13 protein-coding genes are annotated in these 13,217 nt (G+C 59.7%); 3 read left to right on the top strand and 10 right to left on the bottom strand.

The window, feature by feature from the left end:
* Positions 1-482: gamma carbonic anhydrase family protein (locus tag PDO_RS15800; protein ID WP_007603844.1), on the top strand; the 482-nt coding region annotated here is incomplete at its 5' end.
* On the opposite strand, the gene PDO_RS15795 is transcribed toward PDO_RS15800, so the two are convergent.
* The 3 genes from PDO_RS15795 to PDO_RS15785 are packed head-to-tail and all read right to left on the bottom strand — an operon-like array spanning position 483 to position 2,630.
* Positions 483-878: a Fur family transcriptional regulator gene (locus tag PDO_RS15795; RefSeq protein ID WP_007603842.1), complete on the bottom strand. Its 396-nt coding sequence runs from the start codon at positions 876-878 to the stop codon at positions 483-485. It abuts the gene before it with no gap.
* A 2-nt stretch (positions 879-880) separates the two neighbouring features.
* On the bottom strand, positions 881-1,696 hold the full coding sequence (gene znuB / locus PDO_RS15790; RefSeq protein WP_007603839.1) for a zinc ABC transporter permease subunit ZnuB: 816 nt from the start codon (positions 1,694-1,696) through the stop codon (positions 881-883).
* Positions 1,686-2,630: an ATP-binding cassette domain-containing protein gene (locus tag PDO_RS15785; RefSeq protein ID WP_007603837.1), complete on the bottom strand. Its 945-nt coding sequence runs from the start codon at positions 2,628-2,630 to the stop codon at positions 1,686-1,688. Before PDO_RS15785 ends, znuB begins: the two co-directional genes overlap by 11 nt.
* 104 nt (positions 2,631-2,734) lie before the next feature.
* On the opposite strand from PDO_RS15785, the gene znuA reads away from it, so the two are divergent.
* A complete protein-coding gene (gene znuA, locus PDO_RS15780; protein ID WP_007603834.1) occupies positions 2,735-3,742 on the top strand; it encodes a zinc ABC transporter substrate-binding protein ZnuA in 1,008 nt (335 codons plus the stop codon).
* A 92-nt stretch (positions 3,743-3,834) separates the two neighbouring features.
* Positions 3,835-5,025, top strand: coding sequence for a GTP-binding protein (locus PDO_RS15775; protein ID WP_007603832.1), 1,191 nt, complete (start codon positions 3,835-3,837; stop codon positions 5,023-5,025).
* A gap of 14 nt (positions 5,026-5,039) precedes the next feature.
* Here PDO_RS15775 and lpxB read toward each other — a convergent pair whose 3' ends face one another.
* The 7 genes from lpxB to rseP all read right to left on the bottom strand — a co-directional run bounded on the left by lpxB (position 5,040) and on the right by rseP (position 13,159).
* Positions 5,040-6,215, bottom strand: a complete 1,176-nt coding sequence (lpxB, locus tag PDO_RS15770; protein WP_037074406.1) for a lipid-A-disaccharide synthase — start codon at positions 6,213-6,215, stop codon at positions 5,040-5,042.
* Positions 6,212-7,087, bottom strand: coding sequence for an LpxI family protein (locus tag PDO_RS15765; RefSeq protein ID WP_007603828.1), 876 nt, complete (start codon positions 7,085-7,087; stop codon positions 6,212-6,214). The genes lpxB and PDO_RS15765 overlap by 4 nt, the downstream gene beginning before the upstream one ends.
* A 3-nt stretch (positions 7,088-7,090) precedes the next feature.
* Entirely contained in the window at positions 7,091-7,906 is an 816-nt protein-coding gene (gene lpxA / locus PDO_RS15760; protein WP_007603826.1) for an acyl-ACP--UDP-N-acetylglucosamine O-acyltransferase, read from the bottom strand.
* Positions 7,903-8,370 carry a 3-hydroxyacyl-ACP dehydratase FabZ gene (fabZ, locus tag PDO_RS15755; protein ID WP_007603824.1) on the bottom strand — a complete coding sequence of 156 codons (468 nt, stop codon included), beginning with the start codon at positions 8,368-8,370 and terminating at the stop codon, positions 7,903-7,905. Before fabZ ends, lpxA begins: the two co-directional genes overlap by 4 nt.
* Positions 8,363-9,427, bottom strand: coding sequence for a UDP-3-O-(3-hydroxymyristoyl)glucosamine N-acyltransferase (lpxD, locus tag PDO_RS15750; RefSeq protein WP_007603822.1), 1,065 nt, complete (start codon positions 9,425-9,427; stop codon positions 8,363-8,365). The genes fabZ and lpxD overlap by 8 nt, the downstream gene beginning before the upstream one ends.
* 50 nt (positions 9,428-9,477) lie before the next feature.
* A complete protein-coding gene (bamA, locus tag PDO_RS15745; protein WP_007603820.1) occupies positions 9,478-11,832 on the bottom strand; it encodes an outer membrane protein assembly factor BamA in 2,355 nt (784 codons plus the stop codon).
* 193 nt (positions 11,833-12,025) lie between these two features.
* The gene (rseP, locus tag PDO_RS15740; RefSeq protein WP_007603818.1) at positions 12,026-13,159 is read right to left on the bottom strand and encodes an RIP metalloprotease RseP; all 1,134 of its coding nucleotides are present in this window, start codon (positions 13,157-13,159) and stop codon (positions 12,026-12,028) included.
* Positions 13,160-13,217: the final 58 nt, after the last annotated feature.

The following is a 13,217-nucleotide window of genomic DNA, read 5'->3' as shown; positions in this document are numbered from 1 at the left end:
AGCATTTCTGGATCGCGCCGGACGCCCATGTTATCGGCGATGTGACGCTGGGTGAAGATGTCGGAATCTGGTTCGGGGTCGTGCTGCGCGGCGACAATGATCCTATCGTGATCGGCCCCGGCAGCAATATCCAGGAAGGCACAATGGTGCACACGGATATCGGCTTTCCCGCCACCATCGGCGAAGGCTGCACCATCGGCCACCACGCCATCATTCATGGCTGCACGATCGGCAACAATTCCCTGGTCGGCATGGGCGCAACGGTATTGAACGGCGCCCGCATCGGCAACAATTGCCTGGTTGGCGCCAATGCGCTGGTCACCGAGGGAAAACAGTTTCCGGACAATTCCCTGATCGTCGGTTCGCCGGCCCGGGTTATCCGGACACTGGACGACACCGCCATTGCCGGGCTCAGGCGCTCGGCGGAAAACTATGTGCGCAACTGGCAGCGCTTTGCGCGTGACCTGCGACTGCTCCCCTGATCAGGCGCATTCGGCGCATAGTCCGCGAATCTCGATCGTGGTCTTCTCGGCCTTGAATTTCATGCCCCTGGTGATGTCATCAAGGCGGTGATCGATCGCGTGGTCGTGAAACTCGGTGACGCGGCTGCATTTGTGGCAGATGACGAAGGCCACGGTTCCATGGCCTGAGCATCCGTCATGCGGATGGGCGCAGGCGACGAAGGCGTTGATGCTTTCAAGGCGGTGCACCATGCCAAACTCCACCAGCTTCTCGAGTGCGCGGTAGACCTGCAAGGGCGCCCGGAAACCATGATCGCGCAACCGGTCGAGCAGCGTATAGGCAGACAATGGGCCGTCGGACGCCGACAGGGCGTCAAACACCAGAGACTGGTTCTTGGTGAGATCGGTCTTGGCCATCGTCATCCTCGCGAATTGGCGTCAGCAGCCTTCGAACCCGGACGGGGCAGAAGGCTGACAAGAAAAAGCAGCAAAGCGGCGACGACGATCGACGGGCCGGACGGTGTGTCATAGGTCAGCGAGCCGAACAGGCCGATGATCACGGCAAAAGCACCGATCACCGAGGCCATCACCGCCATCCATTCGGGCGTGGTTGCAAAGCGTCGGGCTGCTGCGGCCGGTATGATGAGCAGGGACGTGATCAGCATGATGCCGACAATTTTCATGGCAATCGCGATCACCAGCGCCATCAGCAGCATGAAGATGACACGCGCCCGTTCGGGCTGCAGTCCCTCGGCCTCGGCAAGCTCGGCATTCACCGTGGCGGCGAGCAGCGGACGCCAGAGATAGGCAATGACAGCCACCACGATCACGCCGCCGATCCAGACAAAGGCAACGTCCGCCGGCGTCACGGCCAATATGTCGCCGAACAGGAAGGCGATAAGATCGAAGCGGACCCAGGTCATGAACGCGACCATGACCAGGCCGATCGCCAGCGTTGCATGGCTGAGAATGCCTAGCAGCGCGTCGGCAGAGAGCCCTTGGCGCTTCTGCAGCACGATCAAGATCAGCGACACGAGAGCCGCAACGACGAAGACGCTGACCATCAGGTTGAGCGAGAAGAACAGCGACAGCGCCACGCCGAGCAAGGCGGAATGGGCCATGGTATCGCCGAAATAGGCCATGCGGCGCCAGATAACGAAACAACCGAGCGGACCGGTGGTGAGTGCCAGACCGATGCCGGCGAGCATGGCCCGGATGAAGAAATCATCGAACATGGACGTGCTCCTCATGCCCGGACTTTTCACCCTCAGGCTCAGAATGGTGATGGCTATGGCCGTGGTCATGAACGTGATCATTGTGCCCATGGTCGTGTTGCCCGTGGTCATGGGCTTCACCGTGACCATGATGATGACCGTCGTCTGGATGGCAATGATCCGTCACGGAACCATCGCCATGCAGGACACGACCATCGGGCAGATGGGTGTGGTCGTGATCATGGCTGTAGACCGCAAGCGTGCTGCCGGCCTTGGCACCGAAGAGCCGCATGTATTCCGGGCTGCGGCTGACGGCGGCCGGGGTGCCGCGGCAACAGACATGGCCATTCAGGCAGATCACTGTATCGGTCTCGGCCATTACCACATGCAGGTCATGGGAGATCAGCAGGATGCCGCATCCGGTGGAATTGCGGATCGAGGTGATCAGATCGTAGAGCGCAATCTCGCCGGAAAAATCGACGCCCTGGACCGGTTCGTCGAGCACGAGGATATCGGGCTTGCGGGCGATCGCGCGGGCGAGCAGGGCACGCTGGAATTCACCGCCGGACAGGTGCTGCACCTCTGCGTTGGCCAAGTGGGCGATACCAACGGCATTCAGTGCGGCGTCGATATCTGCCGTTGGCAAAGGTCCGGTGAGGGTCATCAGCCGGCGCACGGTCAGCGGCATGGTCCAGTCGACGGCCAGTTTCTGCGGCACGTAGCCGACACGCAGGCCGGACTTGCGTTCCACCCTGCCCTCGTCGGCACGCAAGACGCCGATGGCGAGCTTGGCGCTGGTCGACTTGCCGGATCCGTTCGGGCCGATCAAGGTGACGATCTCGCCCGGGCGGACGGAAAAATCCACACCCCTGACCAGCCAACGGCCATTGCGATAGACGCCGGCACCGTTGAGCGAAACAAGCGGTGCGGCCTGATTGTTTTTCAATGCGGACATCACATTCCCGGAAATTTGCTGTTGCGTGAAGCTATGCCACACGTTATAGCATTACGCAATCAATGTAATAGTATTACATAACGAGTTCAATCGGAGCATCCCGCATGAAACGCACCCGCCTTGCCCTTGCCGCGACAACGGCAACTCTTCTGTTTTCGCCAGCGCTGGCCTTGGCCGCGCCACAGGTCGTGGTGTCGATCAAACCAATCCATTCGCTCGTCGCTTCGATCATGAAGGGCGTCGGCGAGCCGTCTCTGATCGTCGAAGGAGCGGCCTCGCCGCATACCTACAGTCTCAAGCCTTCCAATGCGCGTGCGCTCGAGAATGCCGATGTGGTCTTCTGGGTCGGGCATGGGCTTGAGGCCTTTCTCGAAAAGCCGCTGGAGGCGCTTCCCGCCAAGGCCAAGATCGTCGAACTGGAAGATGCGCCGGGACTGGTGAAGCTGCCCTTCCGCGAGGGCGGTGCCTTCGAGGCCCATGACCATGGCGAGCACGAGCATGAAGAACATGCGCATTCCGAGGAAGGTCACGACCACGCAAAGGAAGCCGGACATACCGGGGAGAAACACGCCGCAGAAGAGCATGAGGAGCATGGCGGCACCGACATGCATCTGTGGCTTGATCCGGCCAATGCCAAGGCGATGGCGGCAGAAATCGCCAGCACGCTGATTGAGGTCGATCCGGACAACAAGGCACTCTATGAGGCGAATGCTAAGGCGCTGGACAGCGAGATCGATGCGCTGGATGCCGAAATTGCCGCGACTGTGGCACCCGTCGCCGACAAACCTTTCGTGGTCTTCCACGATGCCTACCAGTATTTCGAGAAGCGCTACAAGGTGCGGGTTGCGGGCTCGGTCACGGTTAGCCCGGAGACCATGCCGGGCGCCGAGCGCCTGTCGCAGATCCATGCCAAAATTGCCGAACTCAAGGCCGGTTGCGTGTTCGCCGAACCGCAGTTCGAATCCAAGCTGATCGCTGTCGTCACCGAAGGCACTGATGCCAAGAGCGGCACGCTGGATCCGGAAGGCGGCGCGCTCACCGAGGGTCCCGAACTCTATCCGCAACTGATGCGCAATCTTGCAACGTCAATGGCAGAGTGCCTGTCGAAATAAGACGATCCTCCCAGATCGGCGAAGGCGGGGCTGAGGTTCCGCCTTTTTTCACATCACCATATGTAATGTTATTACATTAATTGGAGCGAAAAATGCAAAAGCTTCCCGTCACGGTCCTGTCCGGCTTTCTCGGCGCCGGCAAGACAACCCTGCTCAACCATGTCCTGGCCAATCGCGACGGCCTGCGCGTGGCGGTCATCGTCAACGACATGAGCGAAGTGAATATCGATGCGGCGCTGGTGCGGGGCGGTAATGCGGCATTGTCGCGCACCGAAGAGCAACTCGTCGAGATGAGCAATGGCTGCATCTGTTGCACGCTGCGGGACGACCTTTTGAACGAGGTCCGGGCACTGGCCGAACAGGGACGTTTCGATCACCTGCTGATCGAGGCAACCGGGATTGCCGAACCGCTGCCGATCGCCACCACCTTCGACTTCCGCGACGAGAACGACCGCAGTCTATCCGATATCGCCCAGTTGGACACGATGGTGACTGTCGTCGATGCCGCCAATCTCGTGCGTGACTATTCTTCCAGCGACTTCCTCGCCGACCGGGGCGAGACCGCAGGTGACGGCGACAACCGGACCCTGGTGGATCTGCTCGTCGAGCAGATCGAGTTTGCCGATGTCATCATCCTCAACAAGGTCGGGACAGCAACTCCGGATCAACTCGACGCCGCGCGAAAGATCATTGCCGGACTGAATGCCGATGCACGCGTGATCGAAACCGATTTCGCCGAAGTTCTGCCGAAGGACATTCTCGGGACCGGATTGTTCGATCTGGCCAAGGCCGAGACGCATCCGCTGTGGTTCAAGGAATTGCACGGTTTTCGCGATCATGTGCCGGAAACGGAAGAATACGGCATCCGCTCCTTCGTTTATCACGCCCGCGCGCCCTTCGATCCTGGCCGGTTCCAAGCCTTTATCAACCAGTCCTGGCCGGGCGTCATTCGTGCCAAGGGATTTTTCTGGCTGGCTACACGACCGCACTATGTCGGCGAACTCAGTCAGGCAGGGCCACTGGTGCGCACCAGCCGCATGGGCCGCTGGTGGGCATCGGTGCCGAAACAGAACTGGCCGGATGATCCGGGTTTCCACAAGGCCATGGCGCCCTATCTCGACAAGGAATGGGGCGATCGCCGCCAGGAAATCGTCTTCATCGGCGCCGACCCCATGGATGAGGTCCGGCTGCGCGCCGAACTCGACGCCTGCCTTGTCTCTGCGAGCCGTTTTACCCCGACGGCCTGGGAAACCATGGCCGACCCTTTTGCCGCCTGGAACTAAGCGAGACTGGCCGGTTACGACCGGCCTTTCTGCTGCAACAGTCGCATCAGGATTTCAGCACCGGCCTCACCGGCCGGTATTTCGGTGCTCAGGCGAGCCCAAACCTCGTCATAGCCTGCAAGCATCGCTGCGCGCTGCAGCGTATCGGCGGACAGGCGCTCGGCCCAGCGCACCATGCTGGCCGGACGCACGACTTCGTTCAGATATTCCGGCACGATGGCATAATCGGCGATCAGATTGGGAAGCGCACCCGTCCAAGTCTTGATCCGGTGGCTGATCATCTTGATGATCCAGTCGGTCTTGTAGGTCGACATGACAGGCACATAGGCGAGAGCCAGTTCGAGGATCACCGTGCCAGACGTGGCAATCGCGGCATCCGCCTCGGCAAAGGCCTGCCATTTGGCGGTATCGCCGATCAGGATCTCCGGCTTGATGCTCCAGCCCGCCACCATGTCGCGCACCCGCGCCTCCTGACGGGCGACGGTGGGCAGGAGAAACCGGGTCGGCCCGTTGCGACGAGTGAATTCCTGCATCGCCTCGCCGAAGACCGGCAGCATGCTGGCAATTTCGCTGCCGCGCGATCCGGGAAGGAGCAGGATCGTATGCCGATCGCCCTTGGCGGTTGGCCGCTTGAGCTTGCGGGCGTTGCGCACCTTGACGATGTCCGGATGGCTGCTCAGCCGATGGCCAACGAAATGGGTGGGTGGACCGCCGAGGCGACGCATGACCTCCGGCTCGAACGGCAGCACCGCGAGCACGGCATCGACAAAAGCCAGCATCGCCGTGGCGCGATATTCCTTCCACGCCCAGACGCTTGGGCAGACATAGTTGACCACCGGCAGGTCGGGAAGCTTTTGCCGCACCTTCTTGGCCACCCGATGGGTAAAATCCGGGCTGTCGATGATCAGCAGCATATCGGGTTGTGCTGCCACAATGGCATCCGCGGTCTTCGAAATCAGGCCGATCAATCGCGGCAGCTTGGCCAGCACCTGCGTGATGCCCATGATCGACAGTTCGGAAAAATCGAACAGCGATTTCAGGCCCTCGGCCTCCAGCGCCTCGCCACCGACGCCGATCAATTCGATCGGTCCCGCGTGGCGCGCCTTGAGCGCCGCGATCAGGTCACCGCCGAGCAGATCCCCGGAAACCTCCCCCGCAATCACAGCGACCTTCAAGGGCATGGGTGTCATTCTCCTGCTCCCTTGAGACCCCGATCGATACCAATGACAAACATGCCAGCCGCATTGGCTGCGGCGACCATGGCCTCGCGTTCGATGACCAGAGCCCTGCCGGCCTCGACCGCAATGCCGGCAAGGCCGGCAGCGCGGGCATTCTCCACCGTCGATATACCGACGGCCGGCAGATCCGCGCGTATGTCCTGCTGCGGTTTGCACAGCTTGACCAACACACCCTTGCGGCGTTGCGAGATGCGCCCCTCGCCGCGCAAACGCGCGACGCGGGCCAGCATGGCATCCGTGCCTTCAACGCCTTCGAGCGCAACGATCCGTCCACCGACACAGACCGCACCCTGGCCGACATCGAGCCGGCCCAGCGTCTCTGCGGCATCCGCTGCGCGTTCGATGTCGCGCCAGTCATCGCTGGAAGGTACGATGCCGCCGATCGGCCCGGTCGTTGCCAGAAGGTCGGGCAAGATCTCGTGCGCACCGATGACGTGGCAACCTTGTGCCTCGATCAGCGAGATAACCATCTTCAGCACCGCATCATCGCCACCGGCGAGCAGCGTCCTGAGCGCCATCGGCAATTTCAGGATCGATTTCCAGTTCACATGGATTTCGCCAAGCGACGGACGCTTTTTCACAGCTCCGGACATCACGACGCGGCTGATCTTGTGTTTCTGGAAGAGAGCCGACAATCCTGACATGTCGCCCACACCGACAACTGCCGAATCGAAATCGTCCCAGATGGGATCAGCTTCGTTCTTGAGCCGCAGAATAAAGGGATTTTCGCCAGCCTCGCGCGCCGCTTCAGCAAGAAAGAGCGGCAGCTTGCCGCTGCCCGCAATGATCGCCAGACGGCCTTCGGTTGCCCCGGCCAGTGCCATGCCTCAGCTCTTGCCGCGGAACGGGGACGACAATGCCCGGTCGCTTTCCGCCGCGATAAAGTCGAGAATTTCAATCGCCTGCGGGCAATCGAGATACTCGTCGCGGATTGCCTCGGCATTCTTGCGCGCAGAGCCCTCGCCTTCGAAAATCTGCTTGAAGGCACGGCGCACGACGTGAATTGTCGCCCGTTCGATGCCTGCCCGGGTCATGCCGACAACGTTCAGTCCACCAAGGATGCCCGGATTGCCATTCAGCATGCCATAAGGAATGACGTCGTAGGCAACCGCCGACAGTCCGCCGATAAAGGCCTGGCGGCCAATGCGGGTAAACTGGTGGACGGCGGCCCCACCGCCGAGAATGACGCGATCCTCAATCTTCACATGACCGGCAAGCATGACATTGTTGGACATGATGATGTGATCACCAAGTATACAGTCATGCGCAACATGCGAATTGGCCAGAAACAGGTTGTTGCTGCCAACCACCGTCTTGCCGCCGCCATCGACCGTGCCGGCATTCATCGTCACGCCTTCGCGCATGGTGCAGTTGTCACCGATACTGAGCGTGGTTTCCCCGCCCGTGTGATGAATGCTCTGTGGCTCGCCACCAATCACCGCGCAGGAAAAGATCCGTGCATTTTTCCCGATCGTCGTTCGACCGTTGACCACAGCGTTCGATTGCAGTTCACAGCCATCGCCGAGGATGACGTTCGGACCGACATAGCAGAAAGGCCCAATGCGCACATTTTCACCGATCCGGGCGCCGTTTTCGACGACGGCCATCGGGTGAATCACGGCACTTGCTGCAATGTGGCTCATTTCACATCCTTGCGCATGATCATCGCGCCGATATCGGCTTCCGCTGCAAGGGCGCCATCAACCTTGGCTTCACAGTGGAATTTCCAGATATTGCCACGCTGCTTCTGCTTGACGACATGGAACTCAACGCGGTCACCAGGAACAACGGGTCTGCGGAATCGGGCATTGTCGATGGTCATGAAATAGACGAGGTTGCCGCCCTCTCCCTGCTTGCGCGCGCAAATGGCACCAGCGGTCTGGGCCATGCCTTCAACCAGCAGAACACCGGGCATGATCGGCGAATCCGGGAAGTGGCCGGTGAAATGCGGCTCGTTCGCGGTCACGTTCTTGATCCCGATGGCGGAATCATCACCGTTGATCTCGATGATCTTGTCCACCAGCAGGAACGGATAGCGGTGGGGCAGAAGCTTCATGATCTCGAGGATATCAGCCGATCCCAATTCGCTGGTCGCGATGTCAGTCATTGCTGGTTCCTTTTTCCTTGGCGCGGGCGTCGTAGCGGCTCAGCGTATCGGCCACCTCGCGCAGATAATCCTTCATTGGGCGGGCCGGAACACCGCCATAACGCTCACCGGGCGGGACATCCGACAGAACACCGCTCATCGCCGCGATCTGGGCACCGTCACCGATCGTGATATGTCCGTTGACGCCACAGGCGCCGCCAATCATCACGCCGTCGCCGATGCGCGTGCTGCCGGCAATGCCGACCTGGCTGACGATACCGCAGTGACGGCCGATGCGAACGTTGTGACCAATCTGGACCAGATTGTCGATCTTGGTGCCTTCACCGATCACCGTGTCATCCATCGTCCCACGATCGATCGTCGTATTGGCGCCGATCTCGACATGATCCTGGATAATCACGCGCCCAACCTGGACGATCTTGATCATGCCGCGCGGTCCCGGCGCATAACCGAAGCCGTCCTGGCCGATCCGCGCACCATTGTGGATGATGACATTGTTGCCGATCAGGGCGACCTGAACGGTGGCGCCGGCTGCAATGGTACAATCGCGACCGATGCGGACGCCAGGGCCAATGACGACACCAGGACCAATGCGGGTGCCCTCACCAATCTCGACATCGGCGCCAATGACAGCCATCGGCTCAACTTCGACGCCCGCCTCAAGGCGCGCGGTCGGGTCCACAAAAGCGGCTGGCGAAATCGTCAACGTTTCGCTGCTCATGCGCGTCGGACGCATTGCCGACGGATGAAACAGCGCGCCTGCCAATGCAAATGCCATGGCCGGAGCTTTGGTCAGAAGAACGGGAATATGATCGGGGATCAGCGAAAGCAGCGCCTTGTCGCAGAAGATCGCCGAAGCCTCGCAGGTCTTCAACTCTTCCTTGCTACGGCGTGACAGGATGTAACAAACATCGCCCGCCTTGGCACGAGATACCGGCGAAACGGATCCAACGATCCGTTCGCCAGCCTCTGCATTCTGCAACTCCGCCCCCGTGTGTGCCGCAAGCATTGCAAGCGTCACCCCGGCATGGGGCGGAAAGAAATGATTATGCTCCATCAGAAAACGCTCCAGAACGTCATTCAGTCAGCAGTTCTGGACCGCCAGTCTTAGAACTGGTTCGCCATGCTGAAGCGGAACTCCTGCACTTCGTCGAAGTCTTCCTTGGCAACCGGAACCGCGTAGTCAAGGCGCAGGGCACCGAAAGGCGAATTCCACAGGATACCAGCACCGACCGACGCACGGATCGTCAGATCCGTACCAACGACGCCTGCACTGTTCGAAACATCGTTACCATAAAGGGTACCGGCATCTGCGAACACTGCGCCGCGGAAGTTGAGATCCTGCGGGATGAGCGGCATCGGGAAGGTCGCTTCGGCTGACGCTGCGAAGTAAGTCGTGCCACCGATCGAGTCACCCCCGATGCGCGGACCGATACCGTCGTTTTCGAAGCCACGGATTTCCTTGCCGCCGATCTTGAACTGATCGAAGACGTTCAGATCGCCGTTGGTCGGCATCACGTGACCAGCAGACGCCGCGATCGAACCGACCAGGTCGTATTCATCCGACAGCGTGTGGTACATGCGGGCACGGCCGTAGAGCTTGTAGAAGTCGGAATCACCGCCCAAGCCTGCATATTCCTGCGTGACGCTGACAAACAGGCCATCATGCGGGTTCTGCCGGTCGTCCACGGTGTTGTAGACAAACGTGTTGCCGAGGATCGACTGCTTCCACGGGCTGCCATCGATCAGGTCGATATAAGGTGCAGCCAGCTGATCGTCGCCACCGCCCGAAACACCGTCGGCACCATAAGCACCATCGTTGATGTATTCGAGTTCCTTGTAGGTGTAGCGGATCGTGGTTGCCAGATCTTCGGTGATCGGCGCGGTCACGCGGATCGTGCCGCCCTGTTCTTCGTAGTCGTAGTTGGAATTGCTGCTGGTCGAACTCTTGAAGAGATCGAAGCCGGCGGCAAGACGGTAACCGAGGAAATAAGGCTCTGTGAACGAGAAGTTGTAGGTCTGCGTATCATCGAAGCCGCCACCGGCTGCCACGCGGATGAACTGACCACGACCGAGGAAGTTCTTTTCTTCCACCGACGCTTCCAGAACCAGACCGCCATCGCCGACGGAGTAACCGGCGCCGACACCAAACGAACCGGTCGGCTGATCCTGAACGTCGACAATCACGATGACGCGGTCAGATGCACTGCCGGCCTGGGTCGAGATGTTGACGGACGAGAAGAAGCCGAGCGCTTCCAGGCGACGCTTGGCGCGCGAAATGGTTTCCTGGTTGAAGGCATCGCCTTCGGAAATGTCGAACTCGCGACGGATGACGAAGTCACGGGTACGGGTGTTGCCACGAACCTCGATGCGCTCGACATAGGCGCGCTCACCCTGGTCGACCAGGTAAGTGACGCCAATGGTGTTGGTTTCGAAGTTACGGTCACCGCGCGGAACGACGCGTGCGAAGGGATAACCGGCAGCCGAAACACGGCGCGAGATGGCTTCCATCGACTTCTGCACGTCGCGAGCGCTGTAGGTGCTGCCCGGCTTGGTTTCCAGCAGACCTTCAAGTTCCTTGCCGTCGATGCCGTCAACCGTGGATTCCACCGCGACATTGCCGAACTTGTAGCGGGCACCTTCATCAACAGTGATGTTGATGACGTATTCGTTGCCAGCTTCGTTCAGCGTCGCCTCGGACGAGATCACGCGGAAGTCGGCATAACCGTGGTTGTAGTAGAACTGGCGTAGCACTTCTTCGTCCGCGCGCAGCTTGTCTTCGTTATAGACGTCTTTGCGGGTCAGGAAGGACAGCATGCCCGATTCCTTGGTGTTCAGCACGGAAGCCAGACGACCATCGGAATAGGCGTTGTTGCCAACAAAATTGATTTGGCTGATCTTGGTGCGCTCACCTTCGTTGATCACGAAAGCGAGATTGACACGGCCTTCGGCGACCGGGACCACCTGCGTGGTCACATCGACGTCGCTGCGACCGATTGCGGCATAAGCTTCCTTGATACGCTGAATGTCAGCCGCAATCAGGCTGTCGCTATACGGACCCATCGGCTGCGTCTGAACCAGGCCGACCAGCTTGTCGTCCTTGATCTTGCGGTTGCCGTTGAAGACGACCTGATTGATCAGCTGGTTTTCCACGACCGTAACAACGAGCGTGCTGCCGGATACGGAAATACGGACATCCGAGAAAAAGCCGGTGGCATAAAGCTGCTTGACCGATTCATCGATGTCGGCGTTCGAGAAGCTCTCGCCCGTCTTGATCGACAGGTTGGAGCGAACAGCCTCGGCGCCAACTCGCTGGGCGCCACGCACATCGATACTACGAACCACTGCGGCCTCGGCTGCTACAGCCGATACAAGTACGGCAACACCCGCTCCCGAAGACACGATACCAGCAGACAGCGCGACCGCCGATACTGCGTTCAAAAATCTTGAACCAGCCTTCATGTGTATACTTTACCTTCTTCAATTGTCCCGCAGCCGTACCCCGACTCCGGCCCGTGTGTGGTTTTAACGGGTTTTACCCTACAAGCAAGTGCGGACGTTAATTTCTGTTTACTTCATTTCAATCAGTGGCCTAATCGCCACTACGAGTTTGAAACAGCGTAAACAAATCCTTTCGCGCAATACAAGTCAGGCCTTATCCGATCAACCGGCTAATGTCATTCCAGGTCGCAAAAACCATCAGCGACAGGATCATTGCCAATCCGATACGGAAGGCGATTTCCTGCGCACCAGGACCGACTGGTCTGCCTCGCACGGCTTCAATCGCGTAGAGAACCAGATGCCCGCCGTCAAGGACCGGAACTGGCATCAAATTCAAAAGCCCCAGGGAAACCGAAAGAACAGCGGCTAGATTTAACAGAGCGATAACGCCCAGCGTCGCCATTTCACCCGAGGCCTGAACAACGCGCACCGGACCACCCAACTGGTCGGCATTCATGCGGCCGGCAATCATGTTTCCGATATAATCGAACGTTCCCGTGATGATGTGTCCGGTCTGGCGAAAGCCCTCCCAGACAGCCTGGAGCGGTGACAGTTCGACGACGCGGAAGTTGCCGGAACTTTGATTGGTGATAATGCCGATCTGGCCGACTTCCATCTCGTTGCCGAAGCTGTCGGCGATCACCGCGCGCCGCGGCACCATGTCGAAATCGATTTCACTTTCGGCACGCCGGACGGTTACCTTGACCGGAAGCTCCGGGCGCATGCTGATATAGCGCACGACTTCGTCGAAGGTCTCGATGCGCCGGCCATCCAGGGCGATCAGAACATCGCCCGGCTTGACGCCGACCGCTTCCGCCACGCTGCCCGGCTTCAATTCGGCAACGACCGGGTCTGCAACCGATTTACCCATGGTTGCGAACATGACGGCGAAGATGAAGATCGCGAGGATGAAGTTGGCGATCGGACCGGCGGCAACCGTGACAGCACGCTTCCACAATGCGGCACCACCGAGCGTCTGCGCCTTCTCCTCATCGGTCAGTTGCGTCAGTTCCTCGCTGTCCGGCCGGCTCGCAGCATCGGCGTCGCCAAAGAACCGAACATAGCCGCCAAGCGGAATAGCCGATATTTTCCAACGTGTTCCATGTTTGTCGGTGAAGCCGATCAACTCCGGACCGAAGCCGACGGAAAATGCCAGGACACGAATGCCCGACCAGCGACCCGCCAGATAGTGCCCAAGCTCATGGATGAAGACCAGAAGGGAGAGGATGACGATATAGGGAAGGATATACCCGCCGAGAAAGCCGAAGACTGAGGTGATGTGATCCATGATCCGTTTCCAAACGGCCAAGGGCCGCGAAAGGTTAAACGTCAGCCCTGCCCCGATC

It is taken from the genome of Rhizobium sp. PDO1-076 (genome assembly GCF_000247475.1).
Lineage (GTDB): Bacteria > Pseudomonadota > Alphaproteobacteria > Rhizobiales > Rhizobiaceae > Allorhizobium.
The sequence above is the reverse complement of the archived record's forward strand: the minus strand, read 5'-3'. Positions and strand labels throughout refer to the sequence as shown.

Coding starts and splice junctions, on each gene's coding strand:
- PDO_RS15795 (WP_007603842.1), bottom strand. CDS start 878: ATGGCCAAGACCGATCTCACCAAGAACCAGTCTCTGGTGTTTGACGCC.
- znuB (WP_007603839.1), bottom strand. CDS start 1,696: ATGTTCGATGATTTCTTCATCCGGGCCATGCTCGCCGGCATCGGTCTG.
- PDO_RS15785 (WP_007603837.1), bottom strand. CDS start 2,630: ATGTCCGCATTGAAAAACAATCAGGCCGCACCGCTTGTTTCGCTCAAC.
- znuA (WP_007603834.1), top strand. CDS start 2,735: ATGAAACGCACCCGCCTTGCCCTTGCCGCGACAACGGCAACTCTTCTG.
- PDO_RS15775 (WP_007603832.1), top strand. CDS start 3,835: ATGCAAAAGCTTCCCGTCACGGTCCTGTCCGGCTTTCTCGGCGCCGGC.
- lpxB (WP_037074406.1), bottom strand. CDS start 6,215: ATGACACCCATGCCCTTGAAGGTCGCTGTGATTGCGGGGGAGGTTTCC.
- PDO_RS15765 (WP_007603828.1), bottom strand. CDS start 7,087: ATGGCACTGGCCGGGGCAACCGAAGGCCGTCTGGCGATCATTGCGGGC.
- lpxA (WP_007603826.1), bottom strand. CDS start 7,906: ATGAGCCACATTGCAGCAAGTGCCGTGATTCACCCGATGGCCGTCGTC.
- fabZ (WP_007603824.1), bottom strand. CDS start 8,370: ATGACTGACATCGCGACCAGCGAATTGGGATCGGCTGATATCCTCGAG.
- lpxD (WP_007603822.1), bottom strand. CDS start 9,427: ATGGAGCATAATCATTTCTTTCCGCCCCATGCCGGGGTGACGCTTGCA.
- bamA (WP_007603820.1), bottom strand. CDS start 11,832: ATGAAGGCTGGTTCAAGATTTTTGAACGCAGTATCGGCGGTCGCGCTG.
- rseP (WP_007603818.1), bottom strand. CDS start 13,159: ATGGATCACATCACCTCAGTCTTCGGCTTTCTCGGCGGGTATATCCTT.